The 22,145-nt window shown below is 72.5% G+C and carries 18 protein-coding genes; 7 read left to right on the forward strand and 11 right to left on the reverse strand.

Going from position 1 to position 22,145, the window contains the following annotated elements; all coding sequences use genetic code 11:
• Positions 1 to 16: 16 nt before the first annotated feature.
• The 3 genes from OHO83_RS28515 to OHO83_RS28525 all read right to left on the reverse strand — a co-directional run bounded on the left by OHO83_RS28515 (position 17) and on the right by OHO83_RS28525 (position 3,925).
• The gene (locus OHO83_RS28515; protein ID WP_330279915.1) at positions 17 to 649 is read right to left on the reverse strand and encodes a hypothetical protein; all 633 of its coding nucleotides are present in this window, start codon (positions 647 to 649) and stop codon (positions 17 to 19) included.
• Between the two features lie 111 nt (positions 650 to 760).
• The gene (locus tag OHO83_RS28520) at positions 761 to 2,614 is read right to left on the reverse strand and encodes a glycoside hydrolase family 3 protein (protein ID WP_389564054.1); all 1,854 of its coding nucleotides are present in this window, start codon (positions 2,612 to 2,614) and stop codon (positions 761 to 763) included.
• A gap of 333 nt (positions 2,615 to 2,947) precedes the next feature.
• Positions 2,948 to 3,925, reverse strand: coding sequence for a LysR family transcriptional regulator (locus OHO83_RS28525; RefSeq protein ID WP_330280803.1), 978 nt, complete (start codon positions 3,923 to 3,925; stop codon positions 2,948 to 2,950).
• Between the two features lie 133 nt (positions 3,926 to 4,058).
• Here OHO83_RS28525 and OHO83_RS28530 point away from each other — a divergent pair, with 133 nt between their 5' ends.
• A complete protein-coding gene (locus OHO83_RS28530) occupies positions 4,059 to 5,033 on the forward strand; it encodes an EamA family transporter (protein ID WP_330280804.1) in 975 nt (324 codons plus the stop codon).
• Positions 5,020 to 6,276, forward strand: a complete 1,257-nt coding sequence (gene aroA, locus OHO83_RS28535; protein ID WP_330279916.1) for a 3-phosphoshikimate 1-carboxyvinyltransferase — start codon at positions 5,020 to 5,022, stop codon at positions 6,274 to 6,276. The genes OHO83_RS28530 and aroA overlap by 14 nt, the downstream gene beginning before the upstream one ends.
• On the opposite strand, the gene OHO83_RS28540 is transcribed toward aroA, so the two are convergent.
• Together OHO83_RS28540 and OHO83_RS28545 are read right to left on the reverse strand one after the other, a co-directional pair.
• Complete coding sequence (locus tag OHO83_RS28540) at positions 6,260 to 7,060, reverse strand: sugar phosphate isomerase/epimerase family protein (RefSeq protein WP_329435120.1); 801 nt, start codon at positions 7,058 to 7,060, stop codon at positions 6,260 to 6,262. The two genes, aroA and OHO83_RS28540, sit on opposite strands and share 17 nt — an antisense overlap.
• A 797-nt stretch (positions 7,061 to 7,857) precedes the next feature.
• Positions 7,858 to 8,907: a LacI family DNA-binding transcriptional regulator gene (locus tag OHO83_RS28545; protein ID WP_266670728.1), complete on the reverse strand. Its 1,050-nt coding sequence runs from the start codon at positions 8,905 to 8,907 to the stop codon at positions 7,858 to 7,860.
• A gap of 166 nt (positions 8,908 to 9,073) precedes the next feature.
• On the opposite strand from OHO83_RS28545, the gene OHO83_RS28550 reads away from it, so the two are divergent.
• Genes OHO83_RS28550 through OHO83_RS28560 form a run of 3 tightly spaced genes read left to right on the forward strand, consistent with a single transcriptional unit; the run spans position 9,074 to position 12,209 of the window.
• Positions 9,074 to 10,231 carry a Gfo/Idh/MocA family protein gene (locus OHO83_RS28550; protein WP_266670726.1) on the forward strand — a complete coding sequence of 386 codons (1,158 nt, stop codon included), beginning with the start codon at positions 9,074 to 9,076 and terminating at the stop codon, positions 10,229 to 10,231.
• Positions 10,228 to 11,379 (forward strand): dihydrodipicolinate synthase family protein, encoded by a 1,152-nt coding sequence (locus OHO83_RS28555; RefSeq protein ID WP_329435121.1) that lies wholly within the window; start codon positions 10,228 to 10,230, stop codon positions 11,377 to 11,379. Before OHO83_RS28550 ends, OHO83_RS28555 begins: the two co-directional genes overlap by 4 nt.
• A 32-nt stretch (positions 11,380 to 11,411) precedes the next feature.
• Positions 11,412 to 12,209 (forward strand): sugar phosphate isomerase/epimerase family protein, encoded by a 798-nt coding sequence (locus OHO83_RS28560; RefSeq protein ID WP_330280805.1) that lies wholly within the window; start codon positions 11,412 to 11,414, stop codon positions 12,207 to 12,209.
• Between the two features lie 47 nt (positions 12,210 to 12,256).
• Here OHO83_RS28560 and OHO83_RS28565 read toward each other — a convergent pair whose 3' ends face one another.
• From OHO83_RS28565 to OHO83_RS28590, 6 genes are all read right to left on the reverse strand, one after another.
• Positions 12,257 to 12,721, reverse strand: a complete 465-nt coding sequence (locus OHO83_RS28565) for a DUF937 domain-containing protein (protein ID WP_266670722.1) — start codon at positions 12,719 to 12,721, stop codon at positions 12,257 to 12,259.
• A 223-nt stretch (positions 12,722 to 12,944) separates the two neighbouring features.
• Positions 12,945 to 13,334 carry a D-ribose pyranase gene (gene rbsD, locus OHO83_RS28570; RefSeq protein ID WP_266670720.1) on the reverse strand — a complete coding sequence of 130 codons (390 nt, stop codon included), beginning with the start codon at positions 13,332 to 13,334 and terminating at the stop codon, positions 12,945 to 12,947.
• Positions 13,331 to 14,230 carry a ribokinase gene (locus tag OHO83_RS28575; protein WP_266670718.1) on the reverse strand — a complete coding sequence of 300 codons (900 nt, stop codon included), beginning with the start codon at positions 14,228 to 14,230 and terminating at the stop codon, positions 13,331 to 13,333. The genes rbsD and OHO83_RS28575 overlap by 4 nt, the downstream gene beginning before the upstream one ends.
• Before the next feature lie 86 nt (positions 14,231 to 14,316).
• Entirely contained in the window at positions 14,317 to 16,263 is a 1,947-nt protein-coding gene (locus OHO83_RS28580) for an ABC transporter permease/substrate-binding protein (RefSeq protein ID WP_266670716.1), read from the reverse strand.
• On the reverse strand, positions 16,253 to 17,842 hold the full coding sequence (locus OHO83_RS28585; RefSeq protein WP_266670714.1) for a sugar ABC transporter ATP-binding protein: 1,590 nt from the start codon (positions 17,840 to 17,842) through the stop codon (positions 16,253 to 16,255). The genes OHO83_RS28580 and OHO83_RS28585 overlap by 11 nt, the downstream gene beginning before the upstream one ends.
• Entirely contained in the window at positions 17,839 to 18,894 is a 1,056-nt protein-coding gene (locus OHO83_RS28590) for a LacI family DNA-binding transcriptional regulator (RefSeq protein ID WP_266670712.1), read from the reverse strand. Before OHO83_RS28590 ends, OHO83_RS28585 begins: the two co-directional genes overlap by 4 nt.
• Positions 18,895 to 19,141: 247 nt before the next feature.
• On the opposite strand from OHO83_RS28590, the gene OHO83_RS28595 reads away from it, so the two are divergent.
• Together OHO83_RS28595 and recD2 are read left to right on the forward strand one after the other, a co-directional pair.
• Complete coding sequence (locus OHO83_RS28595; RefSeq protein WP_330279917.1) at positions 19,142 to 19,726, forward strand: hypothetical protein; 585 nt, start codon at positions 19,142 to 19,144, stop codon at positions 19,724 to 19,726.
• A gap of 55 nt (positions 19,727 to 19,781) precedes the next feature.
• Positions 19,782 to 22,085, forward strand: a complete 2,304-nt coding sequence (recD2, locus tag OHO83_RS28600; protein WP_329435124.1) for an SF1B family DNA helicase RecD2 — start codon at positions 19,782 to 19,784, stop codon at positions 22,083 to 22,085.
• Positions 22,086 to 22,145 lie beyond the last annotated feature (60 nt).

Raw genomic sequence — 22,145 nt, forward strand, 5'->3', positions numbered from 1 at the left:
ACCCTGACCGCCGGAACTACACCCGGACCGCGCATCCCACCGGTTCGGACCCGCCCAGCGTCACGTACAACGCCGTGAGCGCGGGGCACTCGGCGCGGTCGACCGCCGCGGCGGCCACCCGGTAACGGGGTTTCTCCTTGCCGGAGCCGTCGCAGGCGGTCTCGCGGACCTGGCCGCGGCCCGCCGCGTACACGCAGTCCCCGACGATCGTGCGGGGCCCGCCGCCGCCCCCCGGATCCCCGGGGTGCGGCGGCTCCAGGTTGCGCATGCAGGCGTAGCCCTGCGGGATCTCCCCGGTGGCGGTTCCGTCGCTCCCGACGAGCGAGGGCCGGTCCTCGCTGATGTGCAGGACGAAGTCGGTGCGGGCCGGGCAGGTCGGCCCGTCCACCGCCTTTCCGTCGTAGCGCGCGGTGACCCGTGCCACCGCCCGCTCGCTCCGGCACGGCACCTCGGTGAACGCGTCGCGCCCCCGCGAGCTGCACTCGTCCACGGCGAGGAACACCGCCCCGTACCCCGACGGCGACCGGCTGCCCCCCGGCGACGGGCCGCCGGACCCCGCGTGCGGCGACCCCTGACATGCCGCGAGCGTCATGGCGAGCAGCGCCGCGCACGCCGCCCCCACCCACCGCGCCTTGTTCCACGCAAGCATGGCAATCCCCCCGATACACATCCCAGCGTGGCCCGCCGGGGCGGGCGCACGCCAGGCGTGCAGGGGGGTTTGGGCCAGTTGGCGGTGGTGCGCCGGGAGTGCGGCGTACGTCTAGTACGACAACCCGTAGCCGATCGGGTACAGCACCTGCGCCGGATCGTCGGCCCGCTGCACCGGCACGGGCAGCTTGCCCCGCGGCCTGGCCCGGCCGGCGATCACCCGGACCGCGGCCCGCAGTTCGACGTCGGTCCACGAGTACGAGGCGAGCGAGGCCCCGACGCCGGGCACCTGCGCGATGTCGTACGGGTTGCGGATCGCGACCGCGACGACCGGGACGCCGGTGGCGGCCAGGGCGTTCACGAGCCGCTGCTGAGCGCTGTTCGCCGTGACGTTGTACGTGCCGACCAGGACCGCGTCCTTGCCCCCGGCGGCGGCGACCGCCTCGTCGATCTTCGCCTGGTTCGGTGCCGTCCCGGTCGACAACACCGTGGCGGTGAAGCCGAGTTCGGTCAGGGCCTGGCCGAGTGTCGTCGTCGGCGGGCCCGTCGTGCCGGAGGGCGAGGCCGGGTCGGCGCCGACCACGAGGATGTTCCTGTGGGTGCGGCGCGACAGCGGGAGCAGCCCGTTCTTGTTGAGCAGGAGCGTCGTGGTGGCCTCGGCGATGCGGTCGGCGGCGGCCAGGTGCTCCCGGGTGCCGACGGTCTTGTCGACGCCGCGGCCGGTGACGTACGGCTCGTCGAACAGGCCCAGCTTCTCCTTGAGGCGCAGGACGCGCAGGATCGACTCGTCGAGGCGCTCCTCCGTCAGCTCGCCGTTCTTCACGGCGCCGAGGACGGCGTTCCAGGACACCTCCAGGGAGGGCGGGTTGAGGAGCTGGTCCACGCCCGCCTTCAGGGCGAGCACCGGCACGCGGTCGTCGCCGTACTTGTCGCGTACGCCCTGCATGCCGAGGGAGTCGGTGACGATGAGGCCCTCGAAGCCGAGTTCCTGGCGCAGGATGCCCGTCATGATCGGGTGCGAGAGCGTCGCCGGGTCGCCCGAGCCGTCGAGGTCGGGGACCATGATGTGCGCCGTCATGATCGAGTCGATGCCCGCGGCGATCGCGGCCTTGAACGGCGGCGCGTCGATCTGCTGCCACTGCTCACGCGTGTGCGTGATGATCGGGAAGCCGAAGTGGCTGTCGGTGGCGGTGTCGCCGTGGCCGGGGAAGTGCTTGGCCGTGGAGGCGATGTCGGCGCTCTGGTAGCCCTTGACCTCGGAGGCGACCAGGCCCGCGACGGCCTCGGGGTCGGCGCCGAAGGAGCGTACGCCGATGACCGGGTTGGCCGGGTTGATGTTCACGTCGGCGTCGGGCGCGTAGTTCTGGCGGATGCCGACCGCGCGCAGTTCGGCGCCGGCGATCCGGCCCAGGGTGCGGGCGTCGGAGCGGGAGCCGCCCGCGCCGATGGCCATGGCGCCCGGGAACAGCGTCGCCGGCTCGCCGACGCGGCAGACGATGCCGTGTTCCTGGTCGGTGGAGATCAGCAGCGGGATACGGCTCGGCTGGGCGAGGCCCGCGCGCTGGATGCCGTTCGACAGGTCGGCGATCTGGTGCGGGTCGCGGGTGTTGTGCGCCCAGGTGAAGTAGATGATGCCGCCGAGCTTGTACTTGTCGATCAGTTCGGCCGCGGTGCGGACGCCGATCTCGGCGAGGTTGGCGTCGATGTCGGCCTGGTCGGGGTCGGTGGCGGAGTGGCCGTAGACCCGCATCACGAAGAGCTGGCCGACCTTCTCCTCGAGGCTCATCCGGGAGATGAGCTGCTTGAGTCGCGCGTCCTTGCCCTTGCGTGACGCGTCGTCGGCCCGGGCCGGGACGCCGGACAGGGTGACCGCGGCGGCGCCCGCGGTGGCGGCGGCGAGCAGGGTGCGTCTGGACAGGCTGTGGTGCACGTGCGCACTCCTTCCGGAGGAGAACTGGTGATCCATACCCTGAAAGAAACTTCCGAGGGCCACGATTATCCGGAAAGTTTCTGCCAGTCAAGGGTGCGCGCAGCGGGGGCGGCAGAAGGGTTGCGGGAGGGGCCGTCACCGGCGCAGAGGAAGGGGGCGCGCCGGTGACGGCGTGCTGCCGGCCGCAGGCGGCGGAGAGGGTGGTCAGCAGTCGCAGCCAGCAGCGAGGCCGACACCGCTCTGCGGAGACTCTCCGGCAGCATGCCGTTCTGACGGAGCGGTGCGCGGGCGGGTTCCCCGCTGCGCGGGGATCGCCGGAAAGTGGTGCGCCGGTGAAACCAGGGGAGCGGCATCGCTCCTGAGTGCCGGTCAGCGGGCCTGATCCGGCCGATCCGGCCGATCCGGCCGATCCGTCTGTTCGGCCTGTTCCGTCTGATCCGGCTCCCGGGTGACCTCGCCCCACCGCTCCCGCAGCGTCCGTACCGCCTCCGCGATGGCCGGCCTGCGCGACGCCCCTGTCCGCCACAGCGCGTACAAGTGCCGTACGGGCATGGGGTCGAGCGGCACGGCGACGACGCCGTCCGGCAGCGGGCCGCGGCCGAGCCGGGGGATCAGCGCGACGCCGAGCCCGGCCGCGACGAGCGCGGTCAGCGTCGGGTTCTCCTCGGCCTGGTGTCTGATGTCGGGCTCGAAACCCGCCGCCCGCAGCGTCCGCACCAGCCAGTCGTGGCACACCCGCCCCGGCGGCTGGGACACCCACCGCTCGCCGCCGAGCTCCTCGCGGCGCACCGCGTCACGTCCCGCGAGCGGATGCCCGGCCGGCACGAGCAGGTCGCACAGGTCGTCCCCGATGGCGGCCTGCTCCACGCCGGCGGGGGCCGGCAGCGGCGCGATGTCCCAGTCGTGCGCGACGGCCAGGTCGACGGCCCCCTTGGCGACCAGATCGACCGACAGATGCGGATCGACCTCCGTGAGCCGGGCGTCCAGCGCGGGATGCCGTACGGCGAGATCGGCGAGGACGGACGGCAGCAGGCCGCGCGCCGCCGAGGCGAACGCGGCGATCGTCAGCCGCCCGGCCGGGAGCCCGCGCCGCTCCTCCAGACCGGTCTCGGCGCGCTCGACGATGACCATCAGGTCCCGTGCCGTACGAGCGAGTTCGAGTGCCTCGTCGGTGAGGCGGACGCCCCGCCCGTGCCGTTCGAGGAGCACGGTCCGCGTCTCCCGCTCCAGCTTGGAGATCTGCTGCGAGACCGCGGACGGCGTGTAGCCGAGGGCCGCCGCGGCGGCCCCGACCGTGCCGTGCACGGAGACGGCGTGCAGCGCGCGCAGCCGCTGGAGATCGAGCATGCCGGCCTCCCGGTGGGCCTGGGGCGGAGTCTGGGGCATTCATTAGCGTTACTGAATTCAACCATGCAGACATTCGCGCTGGTGCTACACGGTCGTGCCCGGTGATCCTCGACCCATGGCTCCTACGCTCCCCATGCGCCCGTCCCACATCGCGCTCGCCGTCCTCGTCACCGCCATCTGGGGCGTCAACTTCGTCGTCATCGAGGTCGGCCTCGACCACTTCCCGCCGCTGCTCTTCTCGGCCCTGCGCTTCCTCGTCGCGGCAGTGCCCGCCGTGTTCTTCGTGGGGCGGCCCGAGGTGGCGCGGGACGGGGTCTCCCCCGCTCGATCGAAGTCGAGCGCTTGGGGATGGGTCGTCGGCGTCGGACTGGCGCTCGGCGTCATGAAGTTCGGCCTGCTCTTCGTCGGCATGAACCAGGGGATGCCCGCCGGACTCTCCTCCCTCGTCCTGCAGATCCAGGCCGTGTTCACCGCCCTGTTCGCCTTCGTCGCGCTCGGCGAACGGCCCGGCCGGATCCGCCTGGCCGGCATGGTCGTCGCGCTCGCCGGGATCGGCGTCGCCGCCGCCGACGAGGGCGCGAGCGGTCCCCTGCTCGGCTTCACGCTCGTCGTCGTGGCCGCCGTCGGCTGGGGCATCTCGAACGTCCTCACCCGCAAGGCGGCGCCGTCCGCCCCCTTCACCTTCATGGTGTGGACGTCGGCCGTCCCCGTCCTGCCGCTGCTCGCGCTCTCCCTCACCTTCGAGGGCTGGGACCGCGACACACGGGCGCTCGCGTCGCTCGACTGGACCGGCGCCGGCATCATCGCGTTCGTCGCCTGGGTCACCACGCTCTTCGGCTTCGGCGCCTGGACCTTCCTGTTGCGCAGCCACCCCGCCTCGTCGGTCGCCCCGTTCACGCTGCTCGTCCCGGTGTTCGGGATGTCGTCCGCCGCGCTCTTCCTCGGCGAGAGCGTCAGCCCCCTGCGCTGGTGCGCCGCCGCGCTGCTCGTCGGCGGCGTCGCCCTCGCGTCGCTCGCGCCCGCTCCCCGGAACCGGGTCGTCCAGCGTGTGGACACTCCGGCGCCCGCGCCGCCCGTCGAGGACCATGAAGCGCATGCCAGTCGTTGAGATCCCCGGTTCCAAGTCCGTGACGGCGAGGGCCCTGTTCCTCGCCGCGGCCGCACAGGGCACCACCACCCTCGTACGCCCCCTCGGCTCCGACGACACCGAGGGCTTCGCCGAAGGACTGCTCCGGCTCGGCTACGGCGTCGAACGCGGCCCGGACGCCTGGCACATCGAGGGCCGCCCGACGGGCCCCGCCACCACGGACGCCGACGTGTACTGCCGGGACGGCGCGACCACCTCCCGCTTCCTGCCCACGCTCACCGCGGCAGCCGCGCACGGCACATACCGCTTCGACGCCTCGCCCCAGATGCGCCGCCGCCCCCTCGCGCCGCTCACCAGGGCCCTGCGCGACCTTGGTGTGGACCTCCGCCATGAGGAGGCCGAGGGGCACCATCCGCTCACGGTCACCGCGGGCGGGGTCCGGGGCGGCGACGTCACCCTCGACGCGGGCCAGTCCTCCCAGTACCTCACCGCGCTCCTGCTGCTCGGGCCGCTGACCAGGACCGGCCTGCGCATCACGGTCACCGACCTGGTCTCGGCGCCGTACATCGGGATCACCCTCGCGATGATGCGCAGCTTCGGGGCCGAAGTCCGCCGCGACGGCAACGTGTTCACGGTCGCGCCCGGCGGCTACCGCGCCACCACCTACGCGATCGAACCCGACGCCTCGACCGCCAGCTACTTCTTCGCGGCGGCGGCCGTCACCGGCGGCGAGGTCACCGTCGAAGGGCTGGGGAAGGACGCGCTCCAGGGCGACCTGGCGTTCGTCGACGTACTGCGGCGCATGGGCGCAGGGGTCACGACGACGGCGGACCGCACCACGGTCACCGCCCCCGGCTCCGCGGCCCTGTCAGGCATCACGGTCAACATGCGGGACATCTCCGACACGATGCCGACCCTCGCCGCGATCGCTCCGTACGCGAGCGGCCCGGTCCGCATCGAAGACGTCCACAACACCCGCGTCAAGGAGTGCGACCGCCTTGACGCCTGCGCGCGGAACCTGCGCGCGCTCGGGGTGACGGTGGCGACGGGACCCGACTGGATCGAGATCCAGCCGGGCACCCCGGCCCCGGCACAGATCACCACGTACGGGGATCACCGCATCGCGATGTCCTTCGCGGTGACGGGCCTGCGGATCCCGGGCGGCGTCGCCTTCGACGACCCGGGGTGCGTGCGGAAGACGTTCCCCGACTTCCACGAGGCCTTCGCGAAGGTGTTCGGGCAGCCGTCTACGCCGACTCGTTGAGCAGCTGGGCGAGATGCTCCCGCCCGGCCGTCAGAAGCCCGGGCAGCGGGGCGGCGTCCGGGTACCAGCGCTTCTCGTACTCCCAGCACAGCCACCCGTCCCAGCCCTCGCGGCACAGCACGTCCACGACCTCGGTGAGCGGCAGCACGCCCGCGCCCAGCGCGAGCGGCGTCGTGTCGTCGGTGCCCGCGATGTCCTTCACCTGTACGTAGCCCAGGTGCGGGGACAGCGCCGCGTACGACTGGACGGGCTGCTCGCCGCCGAGCCAGGTGTGCATGACGTCCCACAGGGCGCCGACCTGCCGGTGCCCGACCGTGCCGAGCACGCGCGTCGCGTCGGCTCCGGTGCGGTGCGAGTCGTGCGTCTCCAGGAGGATGCGGACGCCGAGGTCCGCTGCGTACTCGGCGGCGGTGCCCAGGCGCCGGGCGGCCGTGGCGTCGGCCTCGGCGGCGCTCTGCTCCGTGCCGCCGCCCGGGAAGACGCGTACGTAGGGCGCTCCGACGTCGCGGGCGAGTTCGAGGAGTGACCTGATCTCCGCGATCACGGGTTGGTCCTCGCCGGGAGCCGCCACGCGCGCGTAGCCGGCGAGCCCGAGGATCTCGACCCCGGCGGCCTTGAACTCGGCGGCCGCGTCGGCCCGTTCGGTGGGTCCGAGCCCCGGGTGTACGGGTTCCTCGGGATGGGCGCGCAGCTCGACACCGTGGTACCCGTGATCGCCGGCGAGCCGGACGACATCGGCGAGGGGAAGCCCGGGAACCCCGAGCGTGGAGAAGGCCAGTTTCATGGCGGGGACGCTACCGGGCCCCGGGCAGGGGTCAAGGGCACGCCGGGCGCGAGTGCGGCGGCCGGGTGACGGGGCGCGCGACGCGCTCCGACGACGGAACGACATCTGACGGCGCCAGGCACGCTCCCCTCCACGGCCCGAGCCTCGGCGACGTCCCCGCCGATCGGGTCCCGGCTCGGACGAGCCGATTCCGTGCGATGGCCAGGCATCCATCGCCCGCTCCGGCCGGGCCTCACCTCGGCCCTGGACAGGGACTCACCGGGACGCACACGAGGGCAGCGCCTCACTCGCCCGTGCCCGAGGACGCCATGCCTCACACACGCGCCCGCGTCCGAGCTCGGCGCCTCGCCCGTGCCCGGGGGCGGCGCTTGATCCGCCCGTGCCCGAGGACGCCGTGCCTCGCCCATGCGCCCGCGTCCGAGGACGGCGTCTCGCCCGTGCCCGAGGAGCGTGCCTCGCCCATGCGCCCGCGTCCGAGGACGGCGTCTCGCCCGTGCCCGAGGAGCGTGCCTCGCCCACGCGTCCGCGTCCGAGCTCGGCGTCTCGCCCGTGCCCGAGGAGCGTGCCTCGCCCACGCGTCCGCGTCCGAGCTCGGCGTCTCGCCCGTGCCCGAGGAGCGTGCCTCACGCAAGCGCCCGCGTCCGAGCTCGGCGCCTCGCCCGTGCGCGGGCACGGCGCTTGATCCGCCCGCGTCCGAGGAACGCGCCTCGCCCACGCGCCCACGCGCCCGCACCCGAGACCGTGCCTCGCGCACCCGGCCCGCACCTGAGCGCGGCGCCCCGCGCACCGCCGGAGGTCTACGCCTTGGACGGCACCCCGGTCGACCCCCGCACCATCAACTCCCCCTGCACCACTGCCATCCCTCCGGCGGGAGCCGCCTCGCGGCCCATGGCGATGCGGCCCGCACGGGCCCCCGCCTCCGCCAGTGGCAGCCGGACCGTCGTGAGAGCCGGTACCGCGTCCACGCTGAACGGCAGGTCGTCGAAGCCGGCCACCGACACGTCGTCCGGAATGCTCAGGCCCGCCTCCCGCAGCGCGGCGCACGCGCCGAGCGCCACCGTGTCGTTCGCGGCGACCACGGCCGTCAACGACGGTTCGCGGCGCAGGAGTTCGACCGTCGCCTCGTAACCGGACCGCCGGTCGTAGGGGCCGTGCACGGTCCACCCGGTGTCGTCGGGCACGCCCCGCGCCGCCAGTGCCGCGCGGTGCCCTTCGAGGCGGTGGCGGGTCGTCGTCCGTTCCTCGGGGCCCGCGATGTAGCCGATCCTGCGGTGGCCGAGGTCGAGCAGGTGGTCGGTCAGGGCCCGGCCGCCGCCGCGGTTGTCGAAGGCGAGCGCCACGGCGTCCGCGTCGGGCACGGGCGGCCGCCCGCACAGGACGACCCGGGTTCCCGCGTCCGCGAGCCGCCGCAGCTTCCCGGAGATCGCCTTGGCGTGCTCGGCGTCCTCGACGGCGCCGCCCGTGAGGACGACGGCCGCCGCCCGCTGACGCTGGAGGAGTGTCAGGTAGGTGAGTTCGCGCTCCGGTGACCCGCCGGTGTTGCACACGACCGCGAGCCGCTCGCCGCCCGCGCGTCCGCCAGGCCCCACGATCTCGGACTGAACGGCCCCGGCCATGATCCCGAAGAACGGGTCGGCGATGTCGTTCACGAGGATGCCGACCAGGTCGGAGGTGGCGGCGGCCAGGGCGCTGGCCGGCCCGTTCAGTACGTAGTCGAGGTCGTCCACCGCGCGCAGCACCCGATCGCGCGTGGCCGCGGCCACGGGGTAGTTGCCGTTCAGTACGCGGGACACGGTGGCGGGGGAGACCTGGGCGCGGGCCGCCACGTCCGCCAGGGTCACGGTCATCGCATCATCCTCCGGTCGCCGTCCGGTCCCCCGTCCGGCCTCGCATCCCGTTTCATCAGCCCCCGGTCTTGTCCGACCGGCTGTGCAGAGGCTAGCTTCTTCCCGTGTAGAAAGCGCTTGCTACGACGAGCGTGTTCTTCATCGGCGTCTGTACGAAGGGACTCTCGTGACACGCAAGACGGTGCGCATCGCCATGAACGGGGTGACGGGGCGCATGGGCTACCGCCAGCACCTCGTACGCTCCCTCCTCGCCCTGCGCGAACAGGGCGGCCTCGACCTCGGAGACGGCACGGTGCTGTGGCCGGAGCCGGTCCTCGTCGGCCGCCGCGAGCACGCGCTGCTGGCCCTCGCCGAGCAGCACGGCCTCGACCCGGCGAACGTCTCCACCGACCTCGACGCCGTCCTCGCGGACGACACGATCGACATCTACTTCGACGCCCAGGTCACGTCCGCCCGCGAGGAGGCGCTCAAGAAGGCCATCGCCGCCGGAAAGCACCTCTACACGGAGAAGCCCTCGGCGACGAGCCTCGACGGCGCGCTCGAACTGGCCCGCCTGGCGAAGGCGAAGGGCATCAAGCACGGCGTCGTCCAGGACAAGCTGTTCCTGCCGGGCCTGCTCAAGCTCAAGCGCCTCATCGACGGCGGCTTCTTCGGGCGGATCCTGTCCGTGCGGGGCGAGTTCGGCTACTGGGTCTTCGAGGGCGACTGGCAGGAGGCGCAGCGGCCGAGCTGGAACTACCGGTCGCAGGACGGCGGCGGCATCGTCGTCGACATGTTCCCGCACTGGGAGTACGTGCTGCACGAGCTGTTCGGCCGTGTGACCAGCGTGCAGGCGCTGGCCTCGACGCACATCCCGCAGCGCTGGGACGAGGGCGGCAAGCCGTACGACGCGACGGCCGACGACTCGGCGTACGGCATCTTCGAGCTCGACGGCGGCGCCGTCGCGCAGATCAACTCCTCCTGGTCGGTGCGGGTCAACCGGGACGAGCTCGTCGAGTTCCAGGTGGACGGCACCGAGGGCTCCGCCGTCGCCGGGCTGCGCAACTGCCGTGTCCAGCACCGCGCTTCGACCCCGAAGCCCGTATGGAACCCGGACCTGCCGGCCACGTACTCCTTCCGCGACCAGTGGCAGGAGGTCCCCGACAACCAGGAGTTCGACAACGGCTTCAAGGCGCAGTGGGAGCTGTTCCTCAAGCACGTGTACGCCGACGCGCCCTACCGCTGGGACCTGTTCGCCGGCGCCCGCGGGGTCCAGCTCGCCGAGCTCGGCCTGAAGTCGTCGTCCGAGGGCCGCCGCCTGGACGTCCCGGAGATCGCGCTGTGACGATCCGACTCCCCGGCCCCGGCGGTTCGCTGCGCGACCACACCCCGCGCGCCGAGCCGGCCTCCTTCACCACGGGCGCGCCGCTCGTGTCGCGGACCGTCTTCTCGGCGGCGCACGTCGTCGCGGACCCGCTCGCCGACGCCGGCCCCGGCGTGGCCGCCGTCGACTGGGACGCGACGCTCGCCTTCCGCCGTCATCTGTGGGCGCACGGCCTGGGTGTCGCCGAGGCCATGGACACCGCCCAGCGCGGCATGGGCCTCGACTGGGCGGGCGCGGCCGAGCTGATCCGGCGCTCGACCGCCGAGGCCCGGTCGGCCGGAGGCGCCATCGCGTGCGGGGTGGGCACCGACCAGCTGACGGGGCCCGCCACGCTCGCCGAGGTCCGCGCGGCCTACGAGGAACAGCTCGCGCTCGTGGAGGGGACGGGCGCGCAGGCGATCCTCATGGCCTCGCGGGCCCTGGCGGCCGCCGCGTCCGGACCCGAGGACTACCTCGACGTCTACGGGCATCTGCTGCGCCAGGCGTCCGAGCCCGTCATCCTGCACTGGCTCGGCCCGATGTTCGACCCCGCCCTGGACGGCTACTGGGGTTCGCCGGACCTCGACGCCGCCACCGAGACGTTCCTCGACGTCATCGCCGCGCACCCCGACAAGGTCGACGGCATCAAGGTCTCGCTCCTGGACGCCCGGCGCGAGGTCGAGCTGCGCCGCCGTCTCCCGCGGGGCGTGCGCTGCTACACGGGGGACGACTACAACTACCCCGAGCTGATCGCGGGCGACGAGCAGGGCTTCAGCCACGCGCTCCTCGGCATCTTCGACCCGCTGGGCCCGCTCGCGGCCGAGGCGGTGCGCGTCCTCGACACGGGGGACACCGCCAAGTTCCGTGAACTGCTCGACCCGACGGTCGAGTTGTCCCGGCACCTCTTCGAGAAGCCGACCCGCTTCTACAAGACGGGCGTCGTCCTGCTCGCCTGGCTCGCGGGCCACCAGTCCCACTTCACGATGGTCGGCGGCCTCCAGTCGGCCCGTCCGCTCCCGCACCTCGCGCGCGCCTACGAACTCGCCGACGGCCTCGGCCTGTTCCCGGACCCCGCCCTTGCCGAGACCCGGATGAAGTCCCTGCTCAGCGTGTACGGAGTCGACCAGTGAGCCGTTCCCTCGACCGCTTCTCCATCAACCAGATGACCGTCCGGCAGCTCGGCCTCGAAGAACTCGTCGCGGCCTGCGTCGAGTCGGAGGTCCCGGGCGTCGGCCTGTGGCGCGAGCCCGTGCAGACGTACGGGGTCGAGGCCGCGGCGAAACTCGTACGGGACGCGGGGCTCGCCGTCACCACGCTGTGCCGGGGCGGCTTCCTCACCGCGATCGACCCGCTCGCGCGCGTGAAGGCTGTCGACGACAACCGCGCGGCCGTCGACGAGGCCGCCGTCCTCGGCACGGACACCCTCGTCCTGGTCTCCGGCGGCCTCCCCGAAGGCAGCAAGGACCTGCACGGCGCGCGGGAGCGGATCGCCGACGCGCTCGCGGAGCTCGGCCCGTACGCCGCAGAGCGTGGGGTCCGGCTCGCCATCGAGCCGCTGCACCCGATGTACGCCTCCGACCGCTGCGTCGTGTCGACACTGACGCAGGCGCTCGACCTCGCCGAGCGCTTCCCCGCCGAGCAGGTCGGCGTCTGCGTGGACACGTACCACATCTGGTGGGACGACCAGGCGCCCGCGCAGATCGCGCGTGCCGGGGAGGGCGGGCGGCTGCACGCCTTCCAGCTGGCCGACTGGACGACGCCGCTGCCCGAGGGCGTCCTCAACGGACGGGGGCAGATCGGTGACGGCGCGATCGACATGCGCGCGTGGCGCGGCCTCGTCGAGGACGCCGGGTACGCGGGGCCCATCGAGGTGGAACTGTTCAACGACGGGCTGTGGGCACGCGACGGGCGCGAGGTCCTCGCGGAGACGGCGGACCGTTTCGTGCGGCACGCCGGCTGAACCCTCCCGGCAGCGGCCGGCTTCCGGGCGGCGGTGGAAGGCGGTGGCTACCGGGGGCCGCCGCCCGCCTTCCGGCCCGCGGCCCGCTTGGTGAAGACCGTCAGCAGCACCGGGATCAGGAGCTCGATGACCCGCGTGACCGTCGCGGGCGGCAGGCCGGTCTTCTTGGCCACGGCGTTCGCGACCGGGCGGCTCATCTTCGAGAGGATCCCGGACATCAGCCCGCCGGCCGCCAGACCACCGAGCCCGCCGAACGCGGCCACGCCCTGCAGCGGCTGCTGCTCCTGCGTCTCGGCGAGCGCCTGCCGGACCTCCTCGGCCTGCGCGGGATCGGCCGTCGCCTTCTCCCTGAGCCCTCCGGAGAGCTCGGAGACGGTGGTGCCCACGACGTCCTGCGCGCCCGCCGGGTCCGTGCCGAGCAGGTCGGCGATCTCGCCGAGCCGGTCGTCCCCGAGCTCGTCGAGTACGTCCTTCTGCAGGGAGGGTTCGGCGGAACCGGTGTTTTCGCTCATGCCGGAAACGCTACGTCTGCCCCACTGTGTCGGCACTCCGAAAAGATTCTGGGCGGACCGTGCAACCCTTTCCGTGCCGCGCGGGTCGTATGTGGCATCAGGACTTCTGGAGGGGGATCCGGGGGGATCGCGGGGTTCTGATGGGGAGGGGAAGCCTCAGGGGGTCCGGTCCGCCGACCGGGCCCCCTTTTGCATGCCCGCAAGCCGGGCCCGCAGCAGCCGGCTAGAAGAAGACCCCGCAGCGCAGCAGCACATTCGCGTACGGGCGCGCCTCTCCCGTACGGACGACGAGCCGCGCTCCCCGCGAGAGCTCCTTCAGCTCCTCGTGCGGGACGAAGGCGAGCGCGGGAAGGCGCTCCGCGAGCAGCCCCGCGGCCGCGGGGTTCGCGGCCCGGATCTCCGCGGCAGCGGTCCCGCCCTCCACCACCAGCTCGTCCAGGAGCCCGTCGACGACCTCGGCGAACGACGGGACGCCGGCCCGGAACGCCAGATCCACGACCCGCGGCCCCGCCGGGATCGGCATGCCCGCGTCGCACACGAGCACGCCGTCGCCATGGCCCAGCTCGGCGAGCGCGCCGGCCAGGTGGCGGTTGAGTATTCCGGCCTTCCTCACAGCGCCGCGACCTCGGCGGTCGTCGGGTAGGACGCCTGGGCGCCCTCCTTCGTGACCGCCGCCGCGCCGACGCGGGCCGCGAAGGCCGCCGCGTCGGCGAGGCTCTCGCCCGCGCCGAGCCGCCACGCCAGGGCCGCCGTGAAGGCGTCCCCCGCACCGGTCGTGTCCACGGCCGTGACCTTGACGGACGGCACGCGGTGCGTACCCGCGCCGTCGGCCACCAGCGCGCCCTCGGCGCCCAGCGTGATCACGACGGAGCGCGGCCCGAGGGCGAGCAGCGCCGTCGCCCAGTCCTCGGGCTCGCCGGTGACGTCCGCGCCGAGCACGACCCGCGCCTCGTGCTCGTTGACGATGAGCGGGTCGCAGGCCGCGAGTACCTCGGGGGGCAGGGGAGCGGGCGGGGACGGATTGAGGACGAACCGGCTGCCCGGTGCCATGGCCCGTACGACCTCGGCGACCGTGTCGAGCGGGATCTCCAGCTGCGCCGAGACCACCTGCGACGCCTGGAAGAGCGCCCCGGCGGCCTTGACGTCCTGCGGGGTGAGCCGGGCGTTGGCACCCGGTGCCACCACGATGCTGTTGTCCCCGGACGGGTCCACCGTGATCAGGGCGACCCCGGTGGGCGCCCCGCCGACGAGGACGCCGACCGGGTCGACGCCCGCCGACCTCATCGAGTCGAGCAGCAGCCGCCCGTGCCCGTCGTCGCCGACCCGCGCGAGCAGCGCCGTACGGGCCCCGAGGCGCGCGGCGGCGACGGCCTGGTTGGCGCCCTTGCCGCCCGGGTGGACGGCCAGGTCAGAGCCGAGGACGGTCTCCCCGGCGCCCGGGCGGCGCTCGACGACGGTCACCAGGTCGGCGTTGGCCGACCCCACCACCAGCAGGTCGTAGTCGTGCATCGCTGTCACTTTCTCCGTGGTCTGGACGGACGTTCTCGATGGGGCCGGCCGGGGCGCCCCGGCCGGTGACCCGGAACCCGGGACGGTTACTTGAAGCTCGCGACGTTCTTCGAGGTGACGACCTTCACCGGCACCTTCACCATCTCCGCGACCTTCTTGTCCTTCGCCGCCCTGACCGCGTTCTGCACGGCGATCCGGCCGAGCTCCTTCGGCTGCTGCGCGACGGACGCGTACAGCGTGCCCGCCTCGACCGCCTTGAGACCGTCCGGCGTGCCGTCGAAGCCGACGACGGCGACGGACTTGCCCGCCTTGGAGCCGAGCGCCTTGATCGCGCCGAGGGCCATCTCGTCGTTCTCGGCGAAGACGCCGTCGACGCCCGCGTTGGCCTGGAGCATGTTGGTCATGACGTCGAGGCCCTTGGTGCGGTCGAAGTCCGCGGGCTGCTTGGCGACGACCTTGATGCCGGGGTAGGCCTTGAGGCCCTCGGCGAAGCCCTGGCCGCGCTCCCGGCTGGCGGAGGTGCCGGCCGTGCCCTGGAGGATCACGATCTTTCCGCTGCCGCCGAGCTTGTCGGCGAGCGTCTTCGCCGCCTGCCGGCCGCCCGCGACGTTGTCGGAGGCGACGAGCGTGGCCGTCTTCGCCTTGTTGACGCCGCGGTCGGCGGCGACGACGGGGATGTCCGCCTTGTTGGCGCCGCGCACGGCCGGGCCGACCGCGTCGGAGTCGACGGGGTTCACGATGACCGAGCTCATGCCCTCACTGGTGAAGTTCTGGAGCTGGTTGGCCTGCTGGGACGCGTCGTTCTGGGCGTCCGTGACCGTGAGCTTGATGCCCTCCTTCTTCGCCTCGGCCTGCGCGCCCGCCTTCATCTGCACGAAGAAGGGGTTGTTCAGCGTCGAGACGGACAGGCCGAGCTTGGTCGACGTACCCGACTTGCCGTTGTTCCACAGGGAGATGCCGCCGATGATTGCCGCGGCGACGACGGCCGCGATCACGTACTGGGCGGCCTGTCTGCCCTTGGAGCCGCCCGGCCCGGACGTGGCGCCGGCGGCCGTCGGGGTCGCGCCCGCCTTGCGGCGCACGGTGTCGAGGAGCACGGCGAGCGCGATGACGACGCCGATGACGACCTGCTGCCAGAACGCCGACACGGAAAGGAGGTTGAGGCCGTTCCTGAGCACCGCGAGGATCAGCGCGCCGATGAACGTGCCCGACGCCTTGCCGACGCCTCCGGACAGGGAGGCGCCACCGATGACGACCGCGGCGATGGCGTCCAGCTCGTAGCCCTGTGCGGCCTGCGGCTGCGCGGAGGTCAGACGCGAGGCGAGGACGATGCCCGCGACGGCGGCGAACAGGCCCGACAGGGCGTAGATGACGACCTTCTGCCGCTTGACGCGGAGCCCGGACAGGCGCGCCGCCTCCTCGTTGCCGCCGATCGCGAACATGGACCGGCCGATGAACGTACGGCCCAGGATCAGCGCGGTGATCAGCCCCATGACGACCATCACGAGCACCGGCACCGGCAGCCAGCCACCGAGCGTGTCACCGATCCGCGAGACGGACTGCGGGAACGGGATCGGGCTGCCCTGCGAGATGACGAGCGACAGGCCACGCCCCACCGACAGCATCGCGAGCGTCGCGATGAACGGCGGGAGCTTGCCGTACGAGATCAGCGCGCCGTTGACGAATCCGCAGGCGATACCGGTGACGACGGCGAGGATCACGGCGATCCACACCGGGACGCCCTCACTGGTCGCGGCCCACGCGAGGACCGTCGCCGACAGGGCGGCCACGGAGCCGACCGACAGGTCGATGCCCGCAGAGACGATGACGAACGTGACGCCGAACGCGAGGATCGCGGTCACGGCGGCCTGCACGCCGACGTTGAGCAGGTTCTGCGTGGTCAGGAAGTCGCCGGACAGCAGCGACATCGCGATCACCAGGACGACCAGGGCGCTCAGCGCGCCGTTGTCGAGCAGGACGCGGCGCAGGCCACCCGCGCCGGCCGTGCTGCTCTTGAGCGTGTCAGTGGCCACGGGAGCCCTCCACTTCATTGTGTTCGGGGGTGGTTGCCGGGGATGCCGCGGTGCTGACGGCGAGCGCCATCACGGAGTCCTGGGTCGCTTCGCCGGCCGCGAGTTCGCCCGCGATCCGGCCCTGCGCCATGACGAGGACCCGGTCGCTCATCCCGAGGACCTCCGGCAGATCGCTGGAGATCATCAGGACGGCGTGCCCGGCCGCGGTGAGTTCGTTGACGAGCTGGTAGATCTCGACCTTCGCGCCGACGTCGATGCCGCGGGTCGGCTCGTCGAGGATGAGGACCTTGATGTCGGCGAGCAGCCACTTGCCGATGACGACCTTCTGCTGGTTGCCGCCGGACAGGGTCCGCACATGCTGGCCGAGCCCGGCCATGCGCACGCCGAGCTGCTCGGCCATGCGCGCGGCCGCGGCGCGCTGGGACCTGCGGTCCACGAGGCCCGCGCGGGTCGCCGAACGCAGTGTGACCAGGCCCAGGTTCTCCTCGACGGACGCGTCCAGGAGGAGGCCCTGGCCCTTGCGGTCCTCGGGCACGAGGCCGACGCCTGCGGCCATCGCCGCGTTCACGTCGTGCCGCGGCAGCCGCGCGCCCGCCACCTCGACGCTGCCCTTGTCGTACGGGTCGGCGCCGAAGACGGCACGGACGACCTCGGTACGGCCCGCGCCCACGAGGCCCGCGATGCCGACGACCTCGCCGGCCCGCACCTCGAAGTGCACGTCGTGGAAGACCCCGTCGCGGGTCAGCCCCTCGACCCGCAGCAACGGAGCGTCCGTGGCGTCGAGTTCGGGCCGCTCGCGCGGATACTGCTGCTCGATGCTGCGGCCCACCATGAGCCGTACGAGCTCGGCCTCGGGGGTCGACGCGGGGACCTGGCCGACGCTCTTGCCGTCGCGGATGACCGTGACGCGGTCGCCGAGCGCGGCGATCTCCTCCAGGTGGTGGGTGATGAAGACGACGCCGACACCGTCCTCGCGCAGCGCGCGCACGATCCCGAAGAGCTTGTCCACCTCCTCCGAGGTGAGCACGGCCGTCGGCTCGTCCATGATCAGGACGCGCGCGTCCAGGCTCAGGGCCTTCGCGATCTCGACCATCTGGAGCCGGGCGATGCCCAGTTCGCGCACCCGGGTCCGGGGGGAGACCGTCAGGCCGACGCGCCGCAGCAGCTCCTCGGCGTCGGCCTCCATCTTCTTGCGGTCGATCATCCCGAGGCGGCGCGGCTGGCGGCCCAGGAAGATGTTCTCGGCGACCGTCAGGTCGGGGACGAGGTTGAACTCCTGGTAGATGGTGGCGATCCCGAGACGCTCGGCGTCCTGCGCCCCGTGGATACGGGTCTCCCGGCCGTCGACGACGATCCGGCCCGCGTCGGGCCGGTAGGCGCCGGAGAGCATCTTGATGAGGGTGCTCTTGCCCGCGCCGTTCTCGCCGAGCAGCACGTGCACCTCGCCGCGGCGCAGATCGAAGTCGACACTGTCGAGCGCGACGACGCCGGGGAACGTCTTGCGTATCCCCTCGATGCGCAGCAGCTCGTCGGGCGGCCCGGCCGCCTCATGGGCCTGCCGCTCTTCCGGGTTGCTCACGGGTTCCTCCTCGTTGAGGTCGTGGCGGTGGGGGTGTCCGCGGGAGCCGGGGCCGGGCTCCGCGTCTCGCCGCAGGACCGGCGGACGACCAGGCGCGCGGGCAGCGTCACCGATTGCGGTGGCCTGCCCTCGATGCGGTCGATCAGGGCCCGTACGGCGGCCCGGCCGAGCTCCTTGGTCGGCTGGGCGATCGCCGTGACCGGCGGGTCGGTGTGCACGAACCAGGGGATGTCGTCGAAGGCCGCGAGCCCGATGTCGTGCGGGACGCGCAGCCCGGCGGCCCTGATCGCGTCGAGCGCGCCGAGCGCCATCAGGTTGTCGGCGGCGAACACGACCTCGGGCGGCTCGGACAGGGCGAGGAAGCGCTCCGTCGCGCGCCGGCCGCTGTCCGCCTGGAAGTCGCCCTGCCCGATGTAGGCGTCCGGCAGCGCTGTCCCGTACGCGGCGAGGGCCTCGCGGAACGCCTCGACGCGCTCGCTGCCGGTCGTGGTGGCGGCGGGCCCCGCGATGATGGCGAGGCGGCGGTGGCCGAGGGCGTGCAGATGGGCCACGAGTTCGCGCACCGCGGCGCGCCCGTCGGAGCGGACCACGGGCACGTCCACGCCCGGGATCCAGCGGTCGACGAAGACCATCGGCGTACCGGCGCGCGCGGCTTCCAGCATCAGCGGCGAGCCGCCGTCGGTGGGGGAGACCAGGAGGCCGTCGATGCGCCGGTCGACGAGGGTGCGTACGTGGTGGTCCTGGATGTCGGGCTGCTCGTCCGCGTTCCCGATGATGACGCTGTAGCCCAGTGCGCGGGCCTCCTCCTCGACGGAGCGGGCCAGCTCGGTGAAGTACGGGTTGAGCACGTCGCTGATGACCAGGCCGAGCGTGCGGGTCTGGGCGGTGCGCAGGGAGCGGGCCACGGCGTTCGGGCGGTAGCCGAGCGAGTCGACCGCGCCGAGGACCCGGGCGCGCGCGTCCGGGCTCACGGACGGGTGGCTGTTCAGCACCCGCGAGACCGTGGCGACGGAGACACCCGCCGCCGCGGCGACGTCCTTGATGCTCGCCATCGCAGGACCACCTCCTTGTGGCTGCTCGGTCCGGAACGGATCCGAAACCTGGTCCGACACCGTCATGGAATCGATTACACGAAGGATTGGAATCGATTACACGGGATGTTGGCAACCCCCGTTCCGCTTGTCGAGACCGGATCGTGATGTTCGCCGCCCGGGCGGTCGATGCCGGACGGTCGTGTCAGTGGCGCGTGAGACGCTGGCGGAGTCAGCCACGGAACCCGCACGGAAGGGGCACACGCCCGTGAATCACGCACAGCTCACCGCGCTCGGCCGGGCCCTGCGCCTCCTCGGCGAGCACGGCGAGGGCCTCGGCATCGACACCCCCGACAGCAAGCTGCACGAGATGCGCGCGGACGTGAAGCGCGCGCTCGACCTCATCGAGGACTCCGTCACCGGCGACCCGCCCACCACGCGCTGCCCGGAGCACCCGACGGGCCCGGTCGACGAGAACGCGCAGGACCTGTGCCTGCTCTGCGAGACCCGCCGCCGCGTCGCCCGCCGCTCCGAGATCAACGGCACGTATCCCACGCGGCCGCGGCAGGGCGAGAGCGCGGACGCCCCGGCGATGTCGCGGTACGGCGTCCGGGAGGACCGCCCGCAGCCCCAGCAGCGCTGGCTCCCCGAGAAGTGGAACGGACAGGTGTGGCAGCTGTGCGGCACCCCGCGGCACGACCGCAGGGAGGCCGAGCACTATCTCGCGGCCCAGCGCAGGGAGCCCCGCGCGGCCTCGGCGTACCGCCTGGTCCACGCGTTCACGGACTACGAGGTGGTGCGGGTCTGGGGCACGCCCGTCAAGGTGGACATCGAACCCATGGGCGGCCTGTAGTCCGTAACGCGGGCACGGCTCCCCGGCTGTCCGACCCCACCGGTACGGTCGCCTCATGCCGAACCCGGGGATGGCGGTGCTCGAGGGAGTCCTCGAGCGGATCACATACGCCAACGAGGAGAGCGGGTACACGGTCGCCCGCGTCGACACCGGCCGCGGCGGCGGTGATCTGCTCACCGTCGTCGGCGCGCTGCTCGGCGCGCAGGCCGGCGAGTCGCTGCGCATGGAGGGCCGCTGGGGCTCCCACCCTCAGTACGGCAAGCAGTTCACCGTGGAGAACTACACGACGGTCCTGCCCGCCACCATCCAGGGCATCCGCCGCTACCTCGGATCGGGCCTGGTCAAGGGCATCGGCCCGGTCTTCGCCGACCGGATCACCCGTCACTTCGGTCTGGACACCCTCGACATCATCGAGCAGGAGCCGGGCCGCCTGATCGAGGTGCCGGGCCTCGGCCCCAAGCGCACCAAGAAGATCGCCGACGCCTGGGAGGAACAGAAGGCCATCAAGGAAGTGATGGTCTTCCTCCAGAGTGTGGAGGTGTCCACGTCGATCGCGGTGCGCATCTACAAGAAGTACGGCGACGCGTCGATCTCCGTGGTCAAGAACCAGCCCTACCGGCTCGCGTCCGACGTCTGGGGTATCGGCTTCCTCACCGCCGACCGCATCGCGCAGTCCGTCGGCATCCCGCACGACAGCCCCGAGCGCGTCAAGGCTGGCCTGCAGTACGCGCTTTCGCAGTCCACCGACCAGGGCCACTGCTTCCTGCCGGAGGAACAGCTGATCTCCGACGCGGTCAAACTCCTCCAGGTCGACACGGGCCTGGTCATCGAGTGCCTGGGCGAGCTGGCGGGCGAGGAGGAGGGCGTCGTACGGGAGCGGGTGCCGGGCCCGGACGGTGGGGAAGAGCTGGTGACCGCGGTCTACCTCGTCCCCTTCCACCGCGCCGAACTCTCCCTGTCCGCCCAGCTGTTGCGCCTCCTGCGCACGGACGAGGACCGGATGCCGGCGTTCCGGGACGTCGCGTGGGACAAGGCCCTGACCTGGCTCGCGGGGCGCACGGGAGCCGAGCTCGCGCCCGAGCAGGAGGAGGCGGTGAAGCTCGCCCTGACGAAGAAGGTCGCCGTCCTCACCGGAGGGCCCGGCTGCGGCAAGTCCTTCACGGTGCGCTCGATCGTCGAGCTGGCCCGCGCCAAGCGGGCGAAGGTCGTCCTCGCCGCCCCCACGGGCCGCGCCGCCAAGCGCCTGGCCGAGCTGACCGGCGCCGAGGCGTCCACGGTCCACCGCCTCCTCGAACTCAAGCCGGGCGGTGACGCGGCCTACGACCGGGACCGGCCGCTCGACGCCGACCTGGTCGTGGTCGACGAGGCGTCGATGCTGGACCTCCTGCTGGCCAACAAGCTGGCCAAGGCCGTGCCGCCGGGGGCCCATCTGCTGTTCGTGGGCGACGTCGACCAGCTGCCGAGCGTCGGCGCGGGCGAGGTGCTGCGGGACCTGCTCGGCGAGGGCGGCCCCGTCCCCGCGGTCCGCCTCACCCGCATCTTCCGCCAGGCCCAGGAGTCCGGCGTCGTCACGAACGCGCACCGCATCAACGGGGGTCAGCATCCGCTCACCCAGGGCCTCAAGGACTTCTTCCTGTTCGTGGAGGAGGACACGGAGGAGGCGGGCCGGCTCACTGTCGATGTCGCCGCCCGCCGCATCCCCGCCAAGTTCGGCCTCGACCCGCGGCGCGACGTCCAGGTGCTCGCCCCGATGCACCGTGGCCCGGCCGGCGCCGGCACCCTCAACGGCTTGCTCCAGCAAGCCGTTACGCCCGCCCGCCCCGACCTTCCCGAGAAGCGCTTCGGCGGCCGGGTCTTCCGCGTGGGCGACAAAGTCACCCAGATTAGGAACAACTACGAGAAGGGGGAGAACGGCGTGTTCAACGGCACGGTCGGCGTCGTCACCTCCCTCGACGCGGACGAGCAGCGGCTGACCGTACTCACCGACGAGGACGAGGAAGTCGTATACGAATTCGACGAGCTGGACGAGCTGGCTCACGCGTATGCCGTGACGATCCACCGGTCCCAGGGAAGTGAGTATCCGTGCGTCGTGATCCCGGTCACGACCGGTGCCTGGATGATGCTGCAGAGGAACCTCCTCTACACGGCGGTCACGCGGGCCAAGAAGCTGGTGGTGCTCGTCGGTTCACGCAAGGCGCTCGGCCAGGCGGTGCGCACGGTCTCCGCGGGAAGGCGTTGTACGGCACTCCGTTTCCGGCTCTCCGGGGGCACATCCTTCGGTTTGGTAACTTTCGATCGATCAAATGAGTCGGAAACGTCACACGGGCTTTCCGCAAGCGGGGCGAAGGGGGCAGGATGAGCAGGTTCGCGGCACTCAGTGCCGCGAATAGGCCCAATGGTCGACCCCGAGTGCACTCTG

Source organism: Streptomyces sp. NBC_00569 (assembly GCF_036345255.1).
Classification (GTDB): domain Bacteria; phylum Actinomycetota; class Actinomycetes; order Streptomycetales; family Streptomycetaceae; genus Streptomyces.

What these genes read in the sequence shown, in the direction of transcription:
- OHO83_RS28545 (WP_266670728.1), bottom strand. Translation starts at nt 8,907, where the DNA reads ATGACCGTGACCCTGGCGGACGTGGCGGCCCGCGCCCAGGTCTCCCCC.
- OHO83_RS28560 (WP_330280805.1), top strand. Translation starts at nt 11,412, where the DNA reads ATGACCGTCCGGCAGCTCGGCCTCGAAGAACTCGTCGCGGCCTGCGTC.
- aroA (WP_330279916.1), top strand. Translation starts at nt 5,020, where the DNA reads ATGCCAGTCGTTGAGATCCCCGGTTCCAAGTCCGTGACGGCGAGGGCC.
- OHO83_RS28575 (WP_266670718.1), bottom strand. Translation starts at nt 14,230, where the DNA reads ATGCACGACTACGACCTGCTGGTGGTGGGGTCGGCCAACGCCGACCTG.
- OHO83_RS28565 (WP_266670722.1), bottom strand. Translation starts at nt 12,721, where the DNA reads ATGAGCGAAAACACCGGTTCCGCCGAACCCTCCCTGCAGAAGGACGTA.
- OHO83_RS28540 (WP_329435120.1), bottom strand. Translation starts at nt 7,060, where the DNA reads ATGAAACTGGCCTTCTCCACGCTCGGGGTTCCCGGGCTTCCCCTCGCC.
- recD2 (WP_329435124.1), top strand. Translation starts at nt 19,782, where the DNA reads ATGCCGAACCCGGGGATGGCGGTGCTCGAGGGAGTCCTCGAGCGGATC.
- OHO83_RS28520 (WP_389564054.1), bottom strand. Translation starts at nt 2,614, where the DNA reads ATGGATCACCAGTTCTCCTCCGGAAGGAGTGCGCACGTGCACCACAGC.
- OHO83_RS28515 (WP_330279915.1), bottom strand. Translation starts at nt 649, where the DNA reads ATGCTTGCGTGGAACAAGGCGCGGTGGGTGGGGGCGGCGTGCGCGGCG.
- OHO83_RS28525 (WP_330280803.1), bottom strand. Translation starts at nt 3,925, where the DNA reads ATGCTCGATCTCCAGCGGCTGCGCGCGCTGCACGCCGTCTCCGTGCAC.
- OHO83_RS28530 (WP_330280804.1), top strand. Translation starts at nt 4,059, where the DNA reads ATGCGCCCGTCCCACATCGCGCTCGCCGTCCTCGTCACCGCCATCTGG.
- OHO83_RS28590 (WP_266670712.1), bottom strand. Translation starts at nt 18,894, where the DNA reads ATGGCGAGCATCAAGGACGTCGCCGCGGCGGCGGGTGTCTCCGTCGCC.